The sequence below is a fragment of the Achromobacter sp. 2789STDY5608621 genome (genome assembly GCF_001299375.1).
GTDB lineage: Bacteria > Pseudomonadota > Gammaproteobacteria > Burkholderiales > Burkholderiaceae_B > Achromobacter > Achromobacter insuavis.
Genome location: NZ_CYTU01000003.1, coordinates 89230 through 111347 on the forward strand (window position 1 = coordinate 89230; position 22118 = coordinate 111347).

Genomic DNA, 22118 nt, shown 5'->3' on the forward strand with positions numbered 1-22118 from the left:
GCTACACGTCCGAACTGATCCGGAACCAGCAAGCCAATTCCATCGCCGACGTGCTGGCCAATGACGCCTCGGTGCGCACGGTCAACGACGGCCAGGGCTCGGTGGCCGGCACCGGCGACGAATTCCAGATCCGCGGCTTTCCGGTGCGCAACCAGGACGTGTCGTTCAACGGGCTGTACGGCATGCTGCCGCTGCGCACCATCGCGATGGACGCGGTGGAACGGGTCGAAGTGCTGAAAGGCCCCACCGCGCTGCTCAACGGCATGAGCCCGCGCGGCAGCGTGGGCGGCGGCATCAACGTGGTGCCCAAGCGCGCCGGCGACGAACCCCTGACGCGCCTGACCGCGACCTACCAGTCCGATTCGCGTTTTGGCGGCATGATCGACATGGGCCGGCGCTTTGGCGATAACAACGAATTCGGCATCCGCTTCAACGGCTCGTACCGCGATGGCGACACCGCGGTGCAGAACCAGTCCAATCAACTGGGCACGGCCGTGGTGGCGCTGGACTACCGCGGCGACCGGCTGCGCGTTTCGCTGGACGCGGGCCACCAGAACAATGACATCGACGCGCCGGGCGATTCCGGGGTGCTGATCTTCGGCGACAACCTGCCGGTGCCGCGCGCGCCCAAGGCGTCAAAGGGCTATTCGCCGGACTGGGGCTATTCCAGGTCGCGCGACAACTACGGCGTGCTGCGCGCCGAATACGACATCACCCCGCAACTGACGGTGTTCGGCGGCGTGGGCTACCGGCGCAGCGAGAACCGCTACCTGTACGCCGATCCCATCGTGGTCGGCCAGGGCGGCGAACTGCTGATGCGGCCGTATTACTGGCCCAGCTTCGAGCAGAACACATCGTCGGTGTGGGGCGCGCGCGGCAATTTCAATACCGGGCCGGTCAAGCACGAGGTGAGCCTGAGCTATTCCACGTTCGAGCAGCGCGCCGGCTATTACGACTACTACATCTTCGGCATGTCGCCGTCCAACCTTTACGACCCGGTGGAAATTCCCAAGCCGTCCATCGACGGCCTGTCGAGTTCGCCGCCGCGCACCTCGCTGCTGAAGCTGCCCACGATCGCGCTGGCCGACACGCTGTCGTTCGCCGACGACCGCGTGCAGCTCACCGCCGGCGTGCGCCACCAGACGGTGAAGGCCACCAACTACAGCTATGTGACGGGCAAGGAGACCTCGCACTACGACAAGTCGGCGGTGACGCCGGCGTTCGGCCTGGTGGTCAAGCCGTGGGACCATGTCTCGCTGTACGCCAACTACATCGAAGGCCTGACCACCGGCCCCATCGCCCCGGCCGGCACGTCCAACGCGGGCGAGATCTTCGCGCCGATCAAGACCAAGCAGGTCGAGGCCGGCGTGAAAGTGGACTTCGGCTCGGTGACGACCACCTTGGGCCTGTTCCAGATCAAGCAGCCCGCCGGGCTGACCACGTTCAGTGGCGGCGTGACGCGCTATGACGTCAGCGGCGAGCAACGCAATCGCGGGGTGGAGCTGAATGCGTTCGGCGAACTCGCGCCGGGCGTGCGGCTACTGGGCGGCGTGACGTATATCCAGCCGAAGATGACGCGCACCGCCAGCGCCGACACCGAAGGCAACAGCGCCGTGGGCGTGCCGCGCTGGATGGCCAACATCGGCATGGAATGGGATCCGTCGTTTGCGCCCGGGGTGACGCTGAGCGCCCGCGCGCTGTCGACCAGCTGGCAATACCAGAATCTGGAAAACACCCGCCGCATCCCCGGCTGGACGCGCTGGGACCTGGGCGTGCGCTATGCGACGCGCGCGTTCGACCATCCCGTGACGCTGCGCGCCACGGTCAACAACGTGTTCGGCAAGGACTACTGGTCGTCGGCGTCCGAGGGCTATCTGCGCCTGGGATCGCCGCGCTCGGTGATGCTGTCGGCGTCGGTGGACTTCTAGGCGGCTGGCGGGGCGTCGATACCCGACGGATACCGGGCCGTGGCGATGGCTCGGTATCCGTGGCTTCACGGCGCGTCGGCACGGGACGGCAAAGCCCGGCCCGGCCGGCAAACGCCCTATGCGTGCTGGCTCAACGCCTTCGCAATCCGATGCCGCCCCACCGTCGTCTTCGGCACCTTGAACGGAAACCAGCTACGCACGTCCTCGTCCAGCCCGATCCCGTGCATGTAGTTGTAGATCGCCTTCTTCAGCGCCCGTCCCAGCGCGTCGTGATCCACCCCGGTCGGGTCGTCGAAGCCGATGTCGTTCTTGGCGAACGTCACGTCCGGCAGCGGCCGCAGCGTCACGCCGTATTCCTCGGGGTTCAGCCCCACCGGGGAATGCACCGTACAGGCGAAGCGGTGGAAGAACCCGCTCTGGATACAGCCGTTTTCGAACAGCTGGCGCACGTATTCCAGCGCGTCGACGGTGTCCTGCACGGTCTGCGTGGGAAAGCCGTACATCAGGTAGGCGTGCACCAGGATGCCGGCGTCGGTGAAGGCGCGGGTGACGCGCGCCACCTGGTCGACCGACACGCCTTTCTTCATCAGGTTCAGCAGGCGGTCCGAGGCGACTTCCAGGCCGCCCGAGACGGCGATGCAGCCGCTGTCGGCCAGCAGTTCACACAGCTCGGGGGTGAAGGTCTTCTCGAAGCGGATGTTGCCCCACCACGAGATGCCGGCGTTGCGCGCGATCAGTTCCGTGGCCAGGGCCTTGAGGGACTTGGGCGGCGCGGCCTCGTCGACGAAATGGAAACCGGTCTGTCCGGTTTCCTGCACGATGGCCTCGATGCGGTCGGCCAGCACGGTGGCCGAGGCGCCTTCGTAGCGGCCGATGTAGTCCAGGCTGACATCACAGAAGCTGCACTTTTTCCAGTAACAGCCGTGGGCCACGGTCAGCTTGTTCCAGCGGCCGTCGCTCCACAGGCGGTGCATGGGGTTGAGCATGTCCAGCAGCGACAGGTAGCGGTCCAGCGGCAGGCCGTCCCAGGTGGGCGTGCCGACTTCGGCGAAGGCGACGTCGGGCTCGACCAGGTTGACGTAACGCACCGCGCCGCTGTCGGCGTCGCGCAGGAAGGTGCGCACCAGGCGCTGGCGCGAGCGCTTGCCTTCGACGTGTTCCATCAGCGCCAGCAAGGGGCGTTCGCCGGCGTCGAGGCTGACGAAGTCGAAATAGTCGAAGACGCGCGGGTCTTTCAGTTCGCGCAGTTCGGTGTTGACGAAGCCGCCGCCCAGCACGGTGATGATCCTGGGGTCTTGCGCCTTGATGGCCTGGGCGATGCGGAAGGCGGCGTAGACGGCGCCCGGGAACGGCACCGACAGCAGCACCATGGTGGGCTGGTGGCGCGCCAACGCTTCCAGGGTCAGGTCGCGCAGGGTGTCGTCGACCAGGTTCAGCGGCGCGGCCAGCGCTTCGGCCAGCGGGTCGAAGGTCGGCTGGCTGCCGGCCAGCGATTCGGCGTAGCGCACGAATTCAAAACGCGGATCGATGGCGTCGCGCAGCACGTCGGCCAGGTCGTTCAGGTACAGCGTGGCCAGGTGCTTGGCGCGGTCCTGCAGGCCCAGGGCGCCGAAGGCCCAGCCCAGCGGGTCGCCGCCCTCGTCGTCCATGTACACATCCAGCGAAGCGAAGCGCGGGCCTTCAGGCAGGAAGTTACGGCCGGCGATGCGGTGCGCCAGCGTCGAGTCGCGCCCTTGCAGGAAGGCGATCACCGGGGCGATGGTGGCCAGGTAGCGCGGCTGCATGGCGACGAAGGCCTGGATCGCGGGGGTGTGCTTGTCCAGCGGCAACGCGTCCACCTCGGCCGCCACGGCGCGCAGGCCGTCGGGCGACAGCAGGCGCAAGACCAGCGCCAACGCCAGGTCTTCCTGCGTGGCCGTGACGCCGCGGGAGCGCAGGAAGCCGGTCAGGTAGGCGGTGGACGGGTATGGCGTATTGAGCTGCGTCATCGGCGGGATGACGGACAGCACGCGTAGGGGCGTGGCGGACATGAGACACGGCGGGAAATGCCGTCAAAGCGGGGATCGAGGGGGGATTATAGTTACCGGCGAGTCCGTGCCGGCGTGACACGGAAACACAAGGGGCATCGCGTGCTGAACGGAGCCGGTGGTGATTCGGTATTGAGTGATGCCTGCCGATCAGCGCCCGGATACTGATCCGTTATATTCGTTTCACTATCAGCGGGCGCTGCCGCCGCCTGCGATGGGACCGCAGAAACCAAGTCGATACAGGATCCCCCGATAACAATGCCCAATCCGAAACCCGCCCTGTCTGCCCCCCGGCTGCGCCGTTCCGCCCTGGTTCTTCCCCTCGTCCTGCTGGCCGCCTGCGCCGCCCCGACCACGTATCGGCAGGACGTCAGGGGCATTCCGGTCAAGGGAGAACCGCTCACCACCGACCCCCCCTACGTGCTGGAAAAGCTGGTGCCCTTGCTGTCCATCACCAGCGGCTGCAAGGAAACGCCGAAATCCGTCGCTGTCGCGCTGGTCAGCAAGTCCGACGACATCCGCGCCAACGCCGCCGGCACCGCGCTGATCTCGGGATCGGCGCGGGAGGCATGGAATTTCGAGGCCTGCGCACGGACGATTCCGATGTACGTCACGTATACGTTCACGCCGGATGGGCGGACGGCGTATAAATTCTCGGCGAAATAATTCGGCAGACGGCCCGCTGAAAGGCGTCGGGCGGGAAACGGCCTCCCGACGCCACAATGCCGTGAAGGTTCCACACGGCCGCCGCGCCAAATGTCTCATCATTTGCGGCGATTCGTCTCACCGGGCCAGGTCATGCGCTCAGGGCGGAAGACCTCGGGGTAAATTCGGCCGGGAATTCCCTCTCAAGCCGGCCATTCCTGTTCCGTGTCCGAACCCGCACCGCCCTACGCGCCATCCATCAAGCTGCGCAGTTTCCTGCAGATGGCCCCTTACCTCGCCAGTCGAGGCGTGTCCCCGCTCGAGTTCTTCAAGCGTCTGGGCATCTCGCCGAACATTTTCCAGAACCCCGATATCTGGCTGCCCCGACAGGCCTGCTTCCACATCGCGAATGAAATGGCCCGCATTACGCAGGACCCGTTCGGCGGCGCCCATGTGGGGCAGTTGACCGAACTGCGTTCGCTCGGGGCATGGGGCCACCTGGTCTTGCGTTCGGCCAATATCGCGCAAGCGTGCGCCATGGCCGCCAACAATGCGGAAATGCTGCACCAGGGCGGCAGGGTCCGCATCGTCACGGAGGGCCGCAGCACCCGGCTGGTTCACAGCTTCACCGGCCGGCTAGACGCGGATCCGCGGCAGTTCATTCTCGGCAGCCTGGCCGTGCTGCGGAAGATTCCCCTCATGGCCGGCGACGCCTCGGCCATACGGGTGCATCTGAAAACGCCCCGGACACGGGGCGACGACGCCCTGGAGACGAGCCTGGGGCCGAACATCGTGACCGGCGCCGAGCATGACATGATCGAATTCGACCGCGATCTGCTCGACAGCCCCCTGCGCACATTGAAGGACGATGCCAGCAAGATCACCGCGGCGCTGGAATGCGCGATCAATACGGCGAGCCTGCTCGCCACGCATATGTCCGATCAGGACAAGGCCAGACTCGCCTGGATCGCCAGGACCATCGGCCTGTCGCCGCGCACGCTGCAACGACGCCTCAAATCCAGCGGCGTCGATTTCGACGCCTTGCACGACGAGACGCGCCGATGCGAGGCGCTGCGGCTCATGGGGCAACACCGCTATTCCGCCACGGAAATCGCCTACATGATCGGCTACAGCGATCCCTCGCATTTCACGCGCGCGTTCAAACGATGGACCGGGCAGAACCCCGCGCGCTTCCGGGCGGCGCTGCGCCATCGCGCCTGACCCGAAGCCTCGGTGGCGGGACGGGCCGGCGCGCATGCGCTTTTTTGGCACCAAATGGCAAGCCCGCCGCGGACCGTTCTTGTACAGTCCGCCTCGACCCTCCCGCAGCCCAGGCAAGCCACGCGCGAGCAGCGCGTAAGCGCTTTGGAATGCGGCATCAAGCCCCTATGATCGAAGGACCTCAATGTCACGCACCTCCGCCTCCCGCCTCGTTGTCCTGACGATGGCCATTGCCGGCGCCGCCCACGCGCAGTCCTCTCCCGATGCCGCCATCCCGGTGGGCGTCGACAATTTCGTGCGGGCCGAGACCGACCTGTACATGGCGAAAATCGTGGCCGATGGCAGCTTCGGGCGGTTCGTCCATAGCCGCGAGCCGGTTTCGATCGACGCGCAGAATGTCATCCGCATGAACCGGGACACGCTGTATTCAAGCGCCGTGTTCGACCTGGATGCCGGCCCGGTGACCATCACCCTGCCCAAGACCGGCAAGCGCTTCATGTCGATGCAGGTGGTCGACCAGAACCATTACGTGCCGGCTGTCTTCTACGGCGCCGGCCGCCATACCCTGAGCAAGGAGGCGATTGGCACCCGCTATGTCTTCGTGGCGATCCGCACGCTGGTCGATCCCGCCTCGCCCGAGGATATCCGCCAGGTGCATGCGCTGCAGGACGCCATCGCCGTCGACCAGGTCCGCACGGGCGAATTCGTGGTGCCGAAGTGGGACGCGGCCAGCCAGAAGACCGTTCGCGATGCGCTGCTGGTGCTGGGTTCGACGGTGCCCAACTACAACCGCGCGTTCGGCACGAAGGACAGCGTCGACCCCATCCAGCACTTGATCGGCACCGCCACGGGCTGGGGCGGAAACCCCGCCAAGGACGCCACCTATCTCGGCGGGGCCGTGCCCGACAATGATGGCAAGACCATCTATCGGCTCACGGTCGGCCAGGTGCCCGTCGACAGCTTCTGGTCGGTCAGCGTCTACAACGCGCAAGGCTACTTCGAAAAGAACCCGTATGGCGCCTACTCGTTGAACAACCTGACCGCCAAGAAAAGCGCCGACGGCTCGATCGCCATCCAGTTCGGCGGCTGCGACGGCAAGATCCCGAACTGCCTGCCCACGATGGCGGGCTGGAACTACACCGTCAGGCTGTATCAGCCGGGCCAGGCGATCCTGGACGGCCGCTGGCGCTTTCCGGAGCCGCAACGCGTCTCGCCCTAGCCTTCGACGCGCCCGATTTGGAGTAAAACGTCACCATGACCTGCCTGGAAGCGTTCATTTCCACCGATGGCATTGCCCCCTCGCTTCGTAATGATTACTGGCGCGAGGTGACGCGCCCGTTCTGCGACACGACCGTGGTCTCCAGCGACAAGGGGGCCACGCTCGAGGGCACCATGCGCATCCGCCACCTGGGCGGGTTGACGCTGGGCGCCACGACCTTCAATGCGCAGCGCTACAAGCGCGACCGGCCGACGATCGCCCGCAGCGGGCTGGACCATTATCTGGTGCATGTCGTGGTCGCGGGCTCCATACATGGGGATTTCGACGGCCGCGATGTGGTGGCGGGCCCGGGAGGCATCTGCTTCATCGACCTGGCGCGCGCCTACCACTGCCAGGTGGACGCCGGGCAACGCCTGGCGATGACGGTTCCCCGGGCCGGTATCAACCAGGCGCTGGGCGCGCGCGACCTTCACGGACTGGTGCTGCAGGCGGGCAATCCCATGACGCGCCTGCTCAAGGATTACCTTTGCGGCTTCCACGCGGTCTCGGGCCAGCTCTCCGCGAGCGAAGACGCGGCGGCGCTGGAGGCGCTGGGCACGCTGCTTTCCGCGGGCCTGGTCACCGCGGCGCCTGTCGAGCATTCGCCGACCTCGGTGCTGGGCCAGGCATTGCGCATGCGCGTGCTGGACTATATCGACCATCAATTGACGCAGCCCGATCTCGGCCCGGAGCGGCTGATGCAACGGTTCCGGGTGTCGCGCGCGCATCTCTACCGCGTCTTTGCCGACCTGGGCGGCGTTGCCCACGTCATTAAGCGTAAGCGGCTGGATGCGGCCTATGCCCGCCTGGTCGATCCGCGCCACGCCGCGCAACCGGCGAGCCAGGTCGCGGCGCATTTCGGTTTTCGGGACATGGCGCGATTTCGCAAGTCATTCATTGCGCGCTTTGGTCTGGCGCCAGACGAGGCCAGCGACAGCGGCCGGCGGGGTTGTCCACCCGCCACCGACGGCGACAACGCGCTGTCCAGCCATTTTTCCGCGCACAGCCGGCCGTGAGCCGCTCAAACGCCGCGCGGACTCAAAACCGGTAGGACAGCCCCAGGATAGGCCCCTGCTGGATGACGTTGTAGACAAAGCCATTCCGATTGAAGTTGACGCCCAGCGCGCGGTATCCCAGCACCGCCGCCAGGTCTGACTTGAACTGATAGGCCACCGCGGCCGTCGCGTCCCAGTCGAGCTTGGCCTGCCCCGCGCCCACCACGCCCCAGCCGGTCAGGTACCAGTGGTCGCTCAGGGCATACTGCCCCCGCAGGCCGGCGACCGCGTCGATCCAGGTGGCGCTGTCGCGCTCGCCACGGCCATCCAGCAGGCCGCCTTTCACGGAGAGCCTGGTGCTCGCGTACCAGAGCCGTCCGCCGCCGATGACGTCAAGGTGCCCCTGGTCGCCCCCGAGCACTTCGTACCCCGCCCCGAAGAAGCCGGAGAAGGACTTGGACGTGACATCGACGCGCCTGCCGAGCACGCCGCGCCCAATGCTGCCGCCGGCGGAGAGCTGCGCGTACATGACATCCGCGACCAACGAGAAGCGCTGATAGCGCGCCTCCATCGCCCCCATGAAAGCCAGGTCCAGCTCGCTCATCACGTCGCTGAAGCTGGAGTCCAGGCGGGTCGCTGGCTGGCCGAACTGGCCCACCGTCCCGCGGATGCCTGACGCCCAGGCGTAGGGGCTGGCGTTGAATTGCCACTGCGCGGCCGAGCGCGATGACTTGTCCATCAATGGGCTGATCGGCAGGGCGCCATCGGCGAACGCGGCCTGGCATAGGCCCAGCGCCAGACTCGGGGCAATCAGGGCGGCGAAAAAGGATTTCATGGTGTCTCGATGCGGCAGCGTGATAAGGGGAGAACGCGTCATCGCGGTTGCGACAGCGCCGCTTCCTCCGCCGCGCAATCCAGGCCCGGCGCCGCCCCGGCGGCCTGCATCGCCCGCACCTCCTGGCGCGCGCCATTCAGGTCCGCCACGAACTCGGCGTTGTCACGCAGCAGCGCCACCGTGGCCGCGCCCATCGTGCGGCCGGCGTCCACGTCGCTTTGCCAATGCGCGTTGCAGATGACCCGGCTTTGCCCGAACTCCAGGCCGCGCCGCAGCAGGCGATTGGCGCGCTCGGGATTGACTTCGGCCAGCACCAGCGCCCAGGCCCAGCCCGCCGCCGTGTGCCCCGACGGGTATGAACCATCCTTGCGCAACAGCGGTTCCTGTTCCGGAAAGCACGTGCCTTCATCGTGGACCACGAACGGCCGCGCGCGGTTGTAGGTGTTCTTGACGCCGTAAGTGGACAGCCCGGCATCGGTAAGCACTTTCTGCATCAGCCGGTACAGGTGCGGGGTCTGCCCTTCGGTGATGGCAAAGCCCATGGCGCACGAGAAACTGCGGGCCGGTTGCGGAAACTGCAGATCCGCATCCAGGCGGGCCAGCGTGGCGCGCGCGGAATTGCGCAGGGGCACGGTCGCCGCCCTGGCCTCTTCATCGCGCGCCAGCGCCGCGCTGGCCGCGGCGGGCGGCGGCCCGAGCAGTTCCAGGCTGTCGGGCAGCCGCTCTTTTGGCAGATAGCCCGGCGCCAGCTGAAAATGCGGGTCCGTGATCGCGGGATCCGGCTCGTTCCCCGCCCCGCTTGCGAGCGCCGCGCCGATGCCGAGGGAGAGAAAGAGAGCGCAGCCTGCCTTGCGACGTAGTTTTGCGAGCATGGATGATCTTGAGCATCAGTCGAATTGCGGAACGCTTCATCGCGGCCGGTCGCGCCGTGGCGACCGTCTGGAGCGTGAAAGCGTGGGCGAATTTACACGGATGATCGAGATAAGAAACGCAAATACCGCGCGCTGAGACAGAACGGCGCGATTAATGGGACATTGTGCGTCGGGGGGCCGTCCGCGCGGGACGCAGGCCCCTTTTCTCCGGTCATTGCAGGCGTCACCGGTGCGCCCGCCATGCCAGGCTCACTTGCCGCCGTCTCCAAACAGATCCGCCTGCCGCGCCTGCGCCGGCGCCAGCACATACCCGATCTCCTCCGCCACCTCGCGCAGAATTCCCTGCGCCAGGTTGAACGCGGTATTCGCCGCCGGCACGCCCGCGTAGATCGCGTTCTGCAGCAGCACTTCCTTCAGTTCATCCGGACTCAGCCGCGATTCGTCCTTCGCCGTCAGGGCGGCGCGCACGTGCAGCTCGAATTCCTCCCAGCGGCCCAGCGACAGGGTCACCGCCAGCACCATCATGCGCCGCGCCTTGTGCGGCAGGCCCGGACGGCTCCAGATGTCGTGCCAGGCGTAGCGGGTGATCAGGTTCTGGTAGTCGGCGGTGAAGGTGGTGGCGCGGTCCAGCGAGCGCTGCACCCATTCTTCTCCCAGCACGGCGCGGCGGTTGGCCAGGCCGCGCTCGAAATCGTCTTCCCGGCTCATTGCGGCATCTCCTTGGGGGCTTGCATCGGCGGGGCGGGCAACGGCGCTGCCCGCCCCTTCCGATCAGTTCACGGTGATGTTATTGGTTTTCACGACCTCGGCCCAGCGGACCTGCTCGGCGTCGACGAACTTGGCGAAGTCCGCCGCGCTGCTGCCGACCGGGGTCAGGCCGAGCTTGGCGAGCTTGTCGCGGGTTTCGGGGCGGGCCAGCGCCTTCTGCACCAGGTCCTGCAACTTGGCGACGACTTGCGGGTCGGCGCCCGCGGGCAGGAAGAAGCCGTTCCATTCGACGACATCGAAGGCCTTGACGCCGCCTTCGCTGACCGTGGGCACGTTGGGCAGGTCGGGCATGCGCGCGGCCGACGAGACGGCCAGCGCCTTGAGCTTGCCGGTGCTGACGTAGTTCAGACTGGACGCGGCGTTGGCGAAGTAGACGTCGACCTGCCCGCCCATGACGTCGACGATGGCCGGCGCGCCGCCCTTGTACGGGACGTGCACAACGTCGATCTGGGCATCCTTCTTGAGCAGTTCGGCGGCCATCTGCGCCAGGCTGCCCGGGCCATACGAGGCGTACGTGTAGCGGCCGGGATTGGCGCGCGCGGCCTTGATGAAGTCCGGCAGGCTGTTGAAGGCCGAGCCGGTGGCGGCGACCAGGATGTTGGGCACGCTGACGGCCTGCGAGACGGGAATGAAGTCCTTCTTGGCGTCGTAGGGCAGCTTGCGCAGCACGGGGTTGATGGAGAACGCGGAGGCGTCGTACAGCACGGTGTAGCCGTCGGGTTTGGCGCGGGCCACGTAGGCGGCGCCGATGGAGCCGCTGGCGCCGCCCTTGTTCTCGATGACGACGCTTTGGCCGGCGACTTCACCCATGCCTTGCGCGATGATGCGGGCGGCGTTGTCGGCGCCGCCGCCGGCCGAGTACGGCACCACCACGGTGATGGGCTGGTCGGGGTAGCCGGCGGCCTGGGCCGCGCCCAGGGTGCAGGCCAGGCCCAACGCGGCGGCCACGGGACGCAATGCGGCCAGGGCCGCGTGACGGGTTTTCTTCATGTGTGCTCCTCACGTCTCCCCTGCGGGGATGTTGAATCGATCAAGGATCGTGGCGCGATCCGCCCGAGGTCAGACGGTCGCGATGGGGTTGACCGGCGCGCCCACCAGGCCGGGCACGTACATCGGTGCGGCGGTCAGGAAGAAGGCGTGGCGGCCATGCTGGCGCAGCCAGTGCGCCAGCGGGGTCAGGTGCCAGAGTTCGCCGAGCGGCAGGCCCAGCTTGAACAGGCATTGTTCGTGCAGCGGCAAGAGCGGCCCGCTGCCCGATTCCAGGTGATGGTTGCGCAGTTCCACCGCGTGATTGTCGGCGGCGATGGCGGCGATGCGGCTGTCCTTGATCCAGGCGAGCAATTGCGCGTCGGCGCCGTCCAGCACGCAGCAGCTGGTCTTGAGCCGTTCCTGTTCGTCGTCGCCCAAGGTGAGCGCCAGGTCGGCCAGGCCGGTGTGCAGGCACAGGATGTCGCCGGGACGCGCCTGCACGCCGTCGGCCTGCATCACGTCCATCAGGTCCTGGTACGAGACCTTGCGATGCGCGTCGCCGAAGCGGGCGCGCAGGTCGACCATGACGCCGCGGCCCTGGATGCCGTGCCGCGCCATGGGCGCGATGGACAGGTCCTGCGTGCCGGTGAAGCCGTCGGCGCGCGGTTCGCTGACGGTAAACCCGTTGTAGCCGGTGGGCTGCGGCTGGCCGGTGCCGTGGGCGTCGTACATCGCGCCGACGTGGCCCAGGGCGTCCCATTGCGTGGAGTACTGCGGCGACAGCGTGACGCGGTCGTCGCTGACGACGTCGGTGGCGCCCGGCACGTCGCGCGCCAGGGGATAGCGGTAGACCGGCACGCCGTTCTTCTCGGCGGGCTGGATTACCGGGCCCTTGCGCCGCGGGTTGAGCACGGGCGCGCGCGGCACCGTCAATGGCAGGCTCAGGGAAAAAGACAGCCCTTCCCGGATTTCCGCGACGGCGGCCAGGCGTGTCTGGCGGTCCAGGTGGTTCAGGGTGCCGAGCTGGTCGTCGTCGCCGAAATCACCCCAGTTGGAGCCTTCGGGACGCTGCTGGTAGCGTGGACGCATTTTTTTGTCTCCTCGTTCTGTCTCGGACGAGTCTTGTGATCGTTTTGCTGGCTATTGCACCACCGAGGATTGCCGCAGTCGGTCGATTTCGGACGCGGTGTATCCCAGGGTGGACAGAATTTTTTCGCTGTGTTCGCCCAGGCCGGGCGCGCCGCGCCGCGTCCCAGACTCGCCGCGCCCCGCTCCGGAGTCGCCGTGCCCTGCCCCGGGCTCGCCGACGGGCATTTGCGCGGCGTCGCCGAAATGGGCCCATTGCGCCAGGCCGAGGTAATCGCCGGCCTGCGGGTTGTGGTACGGACGCATGAGTCCCATGGCTTCGACCTGGGGATGGTCGAACATGTCCTCGACCGGGCGCACTTCGGCGCAAGGCACGCTCTGCCCAAAGCGCTCGGCCCATTCGCGCGCCGATGCGCGCGACAGCGCTTGGCGCACCCGCGGCACCAGCACGGCGGCCTGCGCCGCGCGCTTCTTGACGGAGTCGTAGTCGGGGTGTTCGGCCAACTCAGGCAGGTCGAGGTGGCCGCACAGCGCGCGCCAGAAATGCGGCGTATTGGCCGACAGGTACAGGTGGCCGTCGCGGGTGGGATGGATGCCGGTGATGCCGCCCGAGCGCATGTCGCGCTCGATGTGACGCGATTCGCCGTCGGCCCACACCAGGCGGGCCGACTGCATCGCCAGCGCGCTGCCCAGCAACGAGACTTCGATCGCCTGGCCGCGTCCGGTCTTCTCGCGGCGGTAGAGGGCCGCCGCCACGCTGTTCGAGATCAGCGCGGCGCCGTAATAATCGACCACCGAGCCGTACAGCACCTCGGGCGGACCGTCGGCCTTGGCCTGGGCCGCGCACATGCCCGTCATGGACTGCAGCACCTGGTCGTAGCCGGCGTGGCGCGCCATCGGGCCGACCGCGCCATAACCAGTCATGGCGCAATAGACCAGGCGCGGGTTGACCGCCGACAGCGTGGCGAAGTCGATGCGCAGGCGCTCGGGCACGCCGGGCCGGAAGTTGTGGACCAGCACGTCGGCCTCGCGCACCAGGCGCAGCAGGATCTCGTGGCCGGCGGCTTCCTTCAGGTTCAGGCACAGGCCGCGCTTGTTGCGATTGATGCCCAGGAAGGCGCGGCTTTCGCTGGCCAGCGTCGACGGGTATTTGCGCAGGTTGTCGCCTTCGGGCGGCTCGACCTTGATGACGTCGGCGCCCATGTCGCCCAGCAGGGCGCAACCATAGGGGCCGGCGATATAGGCGCTCAGGTCCAGGACCTTGATGCCGGCCAGCGGCAGGTCGGCGGGGGATGCTTGTTGCATGGGGAATTCACTCATTGTCGGTGTCGGGACCGGCCTCACGCTACCCGGCCGGCGGCCAGCAGCACGTCCTGGGCGCGGCGCACGAACGGGGCGTCGATCATCTTGCCGTCGAGCAGGAAGGCGCCGACGCCGTCATGCTCGCGGCTGGCGGACACGATGCGCTCGGCCTGCGCGACCTCTTCGGCGTTGAAACCGAACACCTCGTTGGCGATGACGATCTGGCTGGGATGCACGCACGACTTGCCCAGGAACCCGAGCGAGCGCGCCAGTTGCGCCTCGGCCCGAAAGCCGTCGGCGTCGCGCACGCGGGCATAGGCCGCGTCCATGGCGTACTTGCCGGCGCAACCCGCGGCCAGGCGCAGCGACAGCATCACCATGCGCAGCGTGTCGGGCTGGTAGCGCTCGATGCCGAGCGGCTCGAACAGGTCGGCCAGGCCCAACTGCAAGCCGGCAACGCGGGGATGGGCCGCGGCCAGTTGCGCGGCGTCGGCCAGCGCCCGCGGGGTTTCGACGGTGACCAGGAATTCACCGGCGAAGCCCGCTTCCATGGCCTCGTCGATCGCGGCGCGCAACGCGGCGGCGCTTTCGACCTTGGGCAGGTTCAGCACGTCGATGGGCAGGCCGCGCAGCGCAGCCAGGTCGGCGGGATAGTCGGGGGTGTCCGCAGCGTTGACGCGGACGATAATTTTCTTGGGATGTTGCGCATTGGCCGTGGCGACCGCGGGCGCGCCCAGCCAGGCGGCCAAAGCGGCGCGGGCTTCCTGCTTGCGGGTCGGCGCGACCGCGTCCTCCAGGTCGAAAGACAGCGCATCGGCCGCGCTGGCCAGGGCCTTGTCGAACAGTTCCGGGCGCGAGGCCGGGACGAAAAGCTTGCTTCTCATTGATGTCTCCTGGGGGCATTGTGGCGCTGGAGACACCCGGCCGGGGACAGCCAAATTACGATAAGACGATAGAATATCTATCATCATGAACACCGACTTCCTGCACACGCTGGCCGCCGTGGCGCGCCATGGCTCGATGGCCGAGGCCGCCCGGCGCCTGGGGCTGACCCACGGCGCGGTGGCGCAGCAGATCCGCAAGCTGGAGCAGGAGCTGGGCGTGGCGCTGGTGGCGCGCGCCGGCCGCACCGTACACCTGACCGCCAAGGCCACCGAACTGATCGAGCCGATGCGCGAGGTGCTGGAACGGATCGAGAAGATCCGCTACCTGGCCCGTTCCGACGAAATGATGGGCGAGCTGCGGCTGGGCGCCGGCAACACGGCGCTGAATTCGATGGTGCCGGCCATCCTGGAACACCTGGTGCGGCGCCATCCTTTGATCAACGTCGAGATCCAGCCTGGCCATTCGGCGCGCTTCTACCCCGCCATCGAAAGCGGCGAACTGGACGCCGCCATCGCGCTGCAAGCGCCCTACCCGCTGTCCAAGAGCCTGGGCTGGCAGTTGCTGCGCGAAGAACCTTACGTGCTGGCGGCGGCGCCGCGCCATGCCGGGCGCCACCCGCACAGCCTGCTGACGGCGGAGCCGTTCATCCGCTACCAGCGCAGCGACTGGGGCGGCCAACACATCGACGATTACCTGCGGCGCGTCGGCATCACACCGCGCGAACGGTTCGAGCTGAACGCCATCGAATCGATCGCGGTGATGGTCAGCCGCGACCTGGGCGTGGCGATCCTGCCGCGTTCCACCAACGGCGCGATCGAACGGCTCGGCCTGCTCGCCCTGCCGCTACCCGAGCCCTGCGAGCCGCGCCGCTTCGGCCTGATCTGGTCGCGCGGATCGCCGCGGCTGGCGCTGGTTCGTGCATTCTGTAATATCGCCGTGGTCGAGTATGGCAACGCGCAACACTGATGCCCGTAGCATTCAATACCGATAGCGCATCATCAGAATCGCGCAACGCTCCGTGCGCCCATCGCCCGGGAGAAGCGCGGCGGAGTAGCCGCATTCAACCATTTTCAATCGACACGGCTCAATTCTCCAACGAAACGCTTATGCTCAGCGTGAGATGGGAAGAATGCTCTGCAAATAATGCAATTGGGAAGCCGCATCTTCAATCGCTCGTTCCAAGCCAAGATCTTTTCGACGACGCAACGCTACAAACGATTGCTCATCATGAACCCTCCGGTTTATCCCGTTCTCTAAGCGCGCTTCGGCCGCGATTTTCAATACCCCCTCACGCAGATCGACGCGCACATCATTCAATTGAATGAAAGTGATCACCTTGAATGATTCCCCTGTTCGCCAGACAGTAACGCCCGCGGGAAGGTAACGTGCATCCATCTCCACCAACGGTTGCCATTTTCGCAAAGAAACCGATATTCTCACGCGCTTGGTATTAACAATGAGATCGGCGTGTTCTGCTCGCATGGCATGAATGAACGGAGCGAACTGCATCTCGCGAATGCAATCATCCCATACTGAAGTACGCCGCCAGTAAAGTTGAAAGAGACGAAGCCGGGCCTTCCCGTGCAGAGTATCAGCATCCTTGATCAATTGCGAGAGCATGTACGCTCTAGCCCCCTTTCTAGAATCTGCAGCCCAATCCGCCATCAGCCCGATTACATCTGTGTGCGTGCTAGCGACTTCGGTTACCAGTCGACCATAAGCCGTCTCAGCCACAGCCTCGTCCGCCTCCTCCTCAATCACGCTGCGAAACTGCGACAGTGCAACGCGCACATGATCAGCTGTCGCTTCTCTGGCCTCTGCTTCATGCAAAAATTCCGCTAACCAATCATATCCGATGGGAATCCACTGATCATCCTTAGGGTTAGCTTCATTTGAGTCAAGAAAAATGTATACCCCGCGATATTTCGGGAATAATTTTTCCAAAGCTCTACGGTAGTCTTTCAACTGCCCCACGGATTGGTGTGCACCGAATTTATTTTCAATTGCTACGTAACGGTTGCGCCCTGGATCAACCACAAGGATATCTAGATATCGACCTGCGAGTTCTACCTCGGTAGTCACCATGGAAGCCGAAAACCCTTCGGTCTGTATGTTGGCCGGAGATAGGAAGCGACGGGTCGGTAGATCTAGATTTGCTTGATCGCTCTGCACCCATGCTCGGACCAAAAGCGACTGGATAGCCAAGTCGCCAAGTCCGTGCCCCTCAGTCGGATCCAGTAACCACGCGATAAAGCGCGAGACATTTACTTCCTTTGGATAGCAAATCCGAAGCGGCTCCCAAGTAGCTGTGGATGCCGTTAAGCGCTGTACGTTGGAATCACTAAAAAATCGATCTACCAATTGGTCCATTTACTTGCTCTCGAATGCCATGCAAATGCGGGACTGTGGCTTTAGCCCGCCGCCAATAAGAATCAAAGTTATTCCGCGACTCTGGTGTCGTACAACGGTTGCGCACCTCCCGCCGTAGGCGAGACCCATACCCCAAAAGCCACGACCCGACACTGAGAAGTAAATGAACGAAACCGACCGCTCCGAAAATAAAAACCGGCATTTGAACCCGTGAATATCACGAACACCAATGACATCGAAATTCGGTGCCTGATTTCTCATCAACATCGTCACTCTAAACGATTACTTCTGTCGACTGGACACTCGACACGCCACCGACGATGCCCCAGGCTCGCCATGCCAAATCAGCCAGAAGACATTGTCGTCTTTCTATTGCGTCTGCATTCCAACTATCAAAAGGGCTCAGCGCCGCGACGGTGCGGTCAATCCTCGTGTTCGATCCGATTTTTGGCCTTTCAGGCAGCACTCGCGTTAGCAACAGTTGCGATTGCAGGTACACATGGCGCTTTTTTGAATACGGTCGATTGCCCAAAGAAGCGTTGATAGATTTCTCTGCCAAAACGAGATTACCCAACCGCTGGGCCAATTCATCCAAATCCCCGCCCCCAAACTCGGACACTGCCTCACTACTGGGGTTCTCCGGAAGAATATGTTCTATTTCGAAGCCGCCATTAATATATCGATTGAGCCAACGGGTGCCCTCACTTTCCCCATACGCTTCTAGCTCAACGAATTGAGTCAATTTTGCTAGAATATAGCGCAAGCGGTATTTTTGGACAGATTTAGAAGTAAGGCGACGCATAGCGTCAAGAAACCTGGAGGACAACGCAATCCGTGCGCTAGTGAATCTCTCCGCGACAAATTTTTCGAACTGATCAGAAGTTTTCACCTGCCTAAGTTCAGCTGCCCAGCGTACAAAGTCTCGCTCAAAGTCACGTGTAGGCTCACGCGTGATCACATAGCAGAAAAAGAGGTTCTCAACTTCCGAACAAAGACGGTCAAACAGCTCCCCAGTGAGATGACGGCCCCCAAGTAATAGGATCAAATGCTGGCGGGCAGCCTTGCCCCCTAGGTACTGCATGTTTTCCAGAAAGCGATTAGCGTTACCATTTTGATCTTTGCCCGAGAAGAAATTACGGTAAGCAGATGCCGATGCCACCAATTCCTTCGCAAAAGCCAGTGGATTATTCGCATATCCGCAAAGTGCTTCGTGTTTGGTCAACCACCCATATATCTCATCCTCCCGCAAAACATCGACGTCATAATTGCTGAATATGAAATAACGTAGAAATCGCAATGGCTTCTCACCCATCGCAAATATTGTGTCCTGAAGCTCCTTCCAGGTGACCTTGAGTTTCTCGAAATTATCTCGACTGGCCTTCATGAACAAAAGGTTCTTCAGCAGATCCATCGAATCCAGGCCTACCCCTCGGTCGTTAATCGTTTCAAATACCTTTAACGCCTTGGCTACATCCTGGGTCTGGATACGTATGAGTTTTACCCGGTTAGTCAGATAACCGTAAAAAGCGCGCGTCGCCTCACTATTGAGCCCAAATTCCCGCTGCAAGAAGCTACGCGCGGTCAAATACGCATTGTGAATATTGGCCATCGACCGGGTCAGTTTTTCAACAGGATAATTATCGCTATCTTGTGCGGCCAACCGTTGCAGCATGCCGCCGCTGTCTTCGTACTGAAGATCCATCCGAAGCCGATAATGATCCTGGCCATTGACATCAGTGGACGTCGCGGCGATCTGCGCCCCTAGAGCTCCTGGAGGGGTCTGTCTCAGCTCTACCAAATGGTCACGAATTGCACACAAAGCGACGTAGATCGTCGTCATCCGCTGCTGCCCGTCAATCAGTTCCAGAACACCACTCGGCCCAGGACAGACTACGATGCTGCCGATGAAATATTCCGGCACCGCACCCTCAGCACGACTGCCCAACTCCCCAAAGATATCTCCAAGTAGCTGTTCTACTTGATCAGTCTCCCAGACATATTCTCGCTGGTAGTCGGGAACTACGTAAAAACTCTGCAGAACCCCGGCGATCGTCAGGTCCTGACTCTCGATGGTCGTCATGGCCAATTGGTTACCTCGATGTAATGAGCCTGGGAGGACAGGCTGTGCGTCACAATTCTGTTGGTAACATATTTTATCTATTTTTATATTCCTGTGGCAGCAAAGAAGAACCGCTACCCTCAAACCGCCCCTCGACTATGGCGCGGACCAATCAACGGGAAAAGTGATCCCGAACTTCCAATGGACTAGCCTACGGATTGAACTCCAGTCGCTGGCACATCGGAGTCTCGTCAGGCATGGGTGTCTATTCTGACGATGCCACCTAATGCCAATCACGAGCGCTCACCCACCCACGCTCAGCTTGGGTACGTAGGCCCTTCGTTGAAGGATGGGCTAGCGCGTCAGTTTCGGGCGATTATTCAGACTGACGCTATACCTCCGTCACCTCAATACTGATACCGCATCGTCAACGTCGCGCTGCGCCCCGCCGCCCACGCGCCCTGGCTGTAGAAGCCGATCTGCGAGTAGTACTTGCGGTCCATCAGGTTGTTGACGTTCAGCTGCGCCGACAGGCTCTTGTCGAACTTGTAGCGCGCCATCAGGTTGACCAGCGCATAGCTGCCCTGCCCCACGCGTTCTTCGCCATTGGGACCGTTGGCGATCGTGTAGACGTGGCTCTGCCAGTTGACGCCGCCGCCCACCGTCAACCGGTTCCAATGGCCCGGCAACTGATAGGTCGTGAACAAGCGCACCAGGCTGCGCGGCTGGTCGGTCTGGATCGGGCTGCCCTCGCCGTCACGCGCGGTCCAGTGCGACCAACCGGCCGCCACGTTCCAGCCCGGCGAGACCTCGCCCGACAGTTCCAGGTCGAAGCCGCGGCTGCGGGTGCCCTTGGTGGCGCGGTAGGCCTGGTTGATGGTGCCGGGAATCAGATAGCCGGTGTCTTCCTGCGCGAGGTTGTCCTGGTTGACCTGGAACACGGATGCCGACGCATTCAGGCGGCCATCGAGGAACTCACCCTTGACCCCCGCCTCGTAGGCCTTGCCTTCCAGCGGATCGAGCCAGCTGCCGTTGCGATCCTGAAAGCTCTGCGGGTTGAAGATGCCCGTGTAGCTGACATAGGCCGTGTAGTTCTCGTTGATGTCGTACAGCAGGCCCGCGTAGGGCACGAACGCGTCCTTGTCGAACGCCTGCCGGCTGCCGCCGCCAAAACCGACCGAGTCCGTCTTCCACGTGCTGTAGCGGCCGCCGACGATCAGCTTGAGCGGATCGGCCAGGCTGAAGCGCAGCGCGCCGTACCAGCCGGCCTGCTTGGTGGTGTAGCGGCTGGCCAGGGTGGAGGTGTCGCTCCACTGCGGTTCGGGGTACGAGCCGTCCCATTCCAGGAAGTTGCCGATCGGCGCCGGCGAGACGGCGCCGCGGTTGAAGAATTCGGCGTACTGGCGGGTGAAGCTGGCGCCGACCACCGCTTCGTGTTGGCGGCCGAACAACGAGAAGGGGCCGGAGGCCTTGATATCCAGGCTGTTCTGCTTACGGTCGCCGTAGTAGCGCTGGGCCGAGGCGCCCATGCCCAGGCCGGTGCTGCGGTCGGGCCAGCCATACAGGTAGAGCAGCTTGCCATCCATTTCGTGCTTGGAATGCGAGACGCTGGCCTGCACGCGCCAATCGTTGTCGAAGCGGTGCTCCAGGCTGGCGAAGGCGCCTTCGGTGGTGCTGGCCCACTTGGTCCAGTCGGCGCCGGTGTTGAGCGAGCGTTTCCAGTCGGTGCGGCCGCCGTCGGCGTACCACAACGGGAAGCCGCCCCAGCTGCTGCGCCGCGGCTGGTTGTCCTGGTAGTTGAAGCCGACGCTCAACGTCGTGCGAGCGGTCAGGTCGGCGTCGACGACGCCGTAGAAGACCTTCTTGCGGTTCTGGTAGCCGTCCAGGTACGAGTGGTTGTCCTGGTAGGCCGAGACGATGCGGCCGCGCACGCTGCCGCTGGCGTTCAGCGGCGAGGACAGGTCGGCGCTGGCGCGATAGGCGTCCGAGGTGCCGGCGCTGACGCTCAGGTCAGCCTTGAATTCGCGGCTGGTGGCGTGCTTGCGGACCAGGTTGACCGAGGCGGACGGGTTGCCGGCGCCGGTCAGCAGGCCGGTGGCGCCGCGCACCACTTCGACGCGGTCATAGATGATGGAGTCCAGCGACGATTCACCGCCGGCGTAGCCGATATCAAAGCTGGTGGGCACGCCGTCGTACAGGTAGTTGCTGATGGCGAAGCCGCGCGAGCTGAAGGTGTAGCGCTCGCTGTCGTAGTTCTGCACCGAGATGCCGGGGGTGTTGCCGAGGATGTCGGTGATCGAGCGCATGTCCTGGTCTTCGATGCGCTGGCGCGTGACCACGGTGACCGACTGCGGGGTTTCGCGCAGCGACAGCGGCAGGCCGGTGCTGGCGGACGTGGCGCGCGGGGTATAGGAACCGGTGCCCTCGGTGGTGGTCGGGTCGCCATCGGCCTGGACCTGCACGGCGGGCAAGGTGGCGACACCACTCTCCTGCGCCAGGACGGCGCCGCTGGCTAACGCCATCAATACCAGGCTGGTGGTGCGCCGCAGGGTGGCGCGTGGACGACGGGAGAGGTGGAGGCCGACGGGCCGCGGGTCTTGCATGATGGCTTCCTTTCGCAGAGCGGGTGAAACAAGGCGAAAGGAAGTTTAATGCGAACTATTCTCATGTGCATTAGTGTTGCTAATAAGCATCGCATGAGTCGGAAGGCTTCCCGCAGGGTTGCGCTGAGGGAGAGCGCGTGGCACGCGTGTGATTGGTGCCGGCTCCCAGATGGAAGCCCCCCCCCGCGATAAACGGGGAAATTTATTGACTTACCGATCCACCGACTTCATATCGCATTTCTTCTGCCACACATCGCAAAGCCCGCCGAACCTCGCGCGCCCGGCCAGTTGCTCG

General features: G+C 64.3%; 17 protein-coding genes. 6 read left to right on the forward strand and 11 right to left on the reverse strand.

Features of this window, described 5'->3' with window-relative positions; translation table 11 throughout:
* Nucleotides 1–1928, forward strand: a 1928-nt coding sequence (locus AOZ53_RS04605) for a TonB-dependent receptor (RefSeq protein ID WP_054487012.1), incomplete at its 5' end; no start/stop codon positions are given.
* 116 nt (nt 1929–2044) lie between these two features.
* On the opposite strand, the gene AOZ53_RS04610 is transcribed toward AOZ53_RS04605, so the two are convergent.
* Nucleotides 2045–3958 (reverse strand): B12-binding domain-containing radical SAM protein, encoded by a 1914-nt coding sequence (locus AOZ53_RS04610; protein WP_054487013.1) that lies wholly within the window; start codon nt 3956–3958, stop codon nt 2045–2047.
* 255 nt (nt 3959–4213) lie between these two features.
* Between AOZ53_RS04610 and AOZ53_RS04615 the strand changes: the two genes are divergently transcribed.
* From AOZ53_RS04615 to AOZ53_RS04630, 4 genes are all read left to right on the forward strand, one after another.
* Nucleotides 4214–4621, forward strand: coding sequence for a hypothetical protein (locus AOZ53_RS04615; protein WP_054429750.1), 408 nt, complete (start codon nt 4214–4216; stop codon nt 4619–4621).
* Nucleotides 4622–4825: 204 nt separating this feature from the next.
* Nucleotides 4826–5821: an AraC family transcriptional regulator gene (locus tag AOZ53_RS04620; protein WP_231690560.1), complete on the forward strand. Its 996-nt coding sequence runs from the start codon at nt 4826–4828 to the stop codon at nt 5819–5821.
* Between the two features lie 184 nt (nt 5822–6005).
* Entirely contained in the window at nt 6006–7040 is a 1035-nt protein-coding gene (locus AOZ53_RS04625; protein ID WP_054429751.1) for a DUF1254 domain-containing protein, read from the forward strand.
* A gap of 35 nt (nt 7041–7075) precedes the next feature.
* Nucleotides 7076–8095 carry an AraC-like ligand-binding domain-containing protein gene (locus AOZ53_RS04630; protein ID WP_054487015.1) on the forward strand — a complete coding sequence of 340 codons (1020 nt, stop codon included), beginning with the start codon at nt 7076–7078 and terminating at the stop codon, nt 8093–8095.
* A gap of 22 nt (nt 8096–8117) precedes the next feature.
* Here the strand turns inward: AOZ53_RS04630 and AOZ53_RS04635 are convergent, their stop codons facing one another.
* From AOZ53_RS04635 to AOZ53_RS04665, 7 genes are all read right to left on the reverse strand, one after another.
* Nucleotides 8118–8951: a hypothetical protein gene (locus AOZ53_RS04635; RefSeq protein ID WP_231690561.1), complete on the reverse strand. Its 834-nt coding sequence runs from the start codon at nt 8949–8951 to the stop codon at nt 8118–8120.
* Nucleotides 8948–9781 carry an acid phosphatase gene (locus tag AOZ53_RS04640; protein ID WP_054487019.1) on the reverse strand — a complete coding sequence of 278 codons (834 nt, stop codon included), beginning with the start codon at nt 9779–9781 and terminating at the stop codon, nt 8948–8950. Before AOZ53_RS04640 ends, AOZ53_RS04635 begins: the two co-directional genes overlap by 4 nt.
* A gap of 249 nt (nt 9782–10030) precedes the next feature.
* Nucleotides 10031–10489 (reverse strand): carboxymuconolactone decarboxylase family protein, encoded by a 459-nt coding sequence (locus AOZ53_RS04645; RefSeq protein WP_054429755.1) that lies wholly within the window; start codon nt 10487–10489, stop codon nt 10031–10033.
* 63 nt (nt 10490–10552) lie between these two features.
* On the reverse strand, nt 10553–11539 hold the full coding sequence (locus tag AOZ53_RS04650; RefSeq protein WP_054429756.1) for a Bug family tripartite tricarboxylate transporter substrate binding protein: 987 nt from the start codon (nt 11537–11539) through the stop codon (nt 10553–10555).
* A gap of 69 nt (nt 11540–11608) precedes the next feature.
* Nucleotides 11609–12607, reverse strand: coding sequence for a cyclase family protein (locus AOZ53_RS04655; RefSeq protein WP_054487021.1), 999 nt, complete (start codon nt 12605–12607; stop codon nt 11609–11611).
* 51 nt (nt 12608–12658) lie between these two features.
* Complete coding sequence (locus AOZ53_RS04660; RefSeq protein ID WP_054487023.1) at nt 12659–13909, reverse strand: CaiB/BaiF CoA transferase family protein; 1251 nt, start codon at nt 13907–13909, stop codon at nt 12659–12661.
* A gap of 35 nt (nt 13910–13944) precedes the next feature.
* The gene (locus AOZ53_RS04665; protein ID WP_054487025.1) at nt 13945–14790 is read right to left on the reverse strand and encodes an HpcH/HpaI aldolase/citrate lyase family protein; all 846 of its coding nucleotides are present in this window, start codon (nt 14788–14790) and stop codon (nt 13945–13947) included.
* A gap of 85 nt (nt 14791–14875) precedes the next feature.
* Between AOZ53_RS04665 and AOZ53_RS04670 the strand changes: the two genes are divergently transcribed.
* Nucleotides 14876–15757 carry a LysR family transcriptional regulator gene (locus AOZ53_RS04670; RefSeq protein ID WP_054487027.1) on the forward strand — a complete coding sequence of 294 codons (882 nt, stop codon included), beginning with the start codon at nt 14876–14878 and terminating at the stop codon, nt 15755–15757.
* A 144-nt stretch (nt 15758–15901) separates the two neighbouring features.
* Here the strand turns inward: AOZ53_RS04670 and AOZ53_RS33250 are convergent, their stop codons facing one another.
* The 3 genes from AOZ53_RS33250 to fhuE all read right to left on the reverse strand — a co-directional run bounded on the left by AOZ53_RS33250 (nt 15902) and on the right by fhuE (nt 21823).
* Complete coding sequence (locus tag AOZ53_RS33250) at nt 15902–17161, reverse strand: PDDEXK-like family protein (RefSeq protein ID WP_082385508.1); 1260 nt, start codon at nt 17159–17161, stop codon at nt 15902–15904.
* Between the two features lie 274 nt (nt 17162–17435).
* Complete coding sequence (locus AOZ53_RS33255; protein WP_231689747.1) at nt 17436–19241, reverse strand: DUF262 domain-containing protein; 1806 nt, start codon at nt 19239–19241, stop codon at nt 17436–17438.
* A 386-nt stretch (nt 19242–19627) separates the two neighbouring features.
* On the reverse strand, nt 19628–21823 hold the full coding sequence (fhuE, locus tag AOZ53_RS04675; protein WP_054487029.1) for a ferric-rhodotorulic acid/ferric-coprogen receptor FhuE: 2196 nt from the start codon (nt 21821–21823) through the stop codon (nt 19628–19630).
* Nucleotides 21824–22118 lie beyond the last annotated feature (295 nt).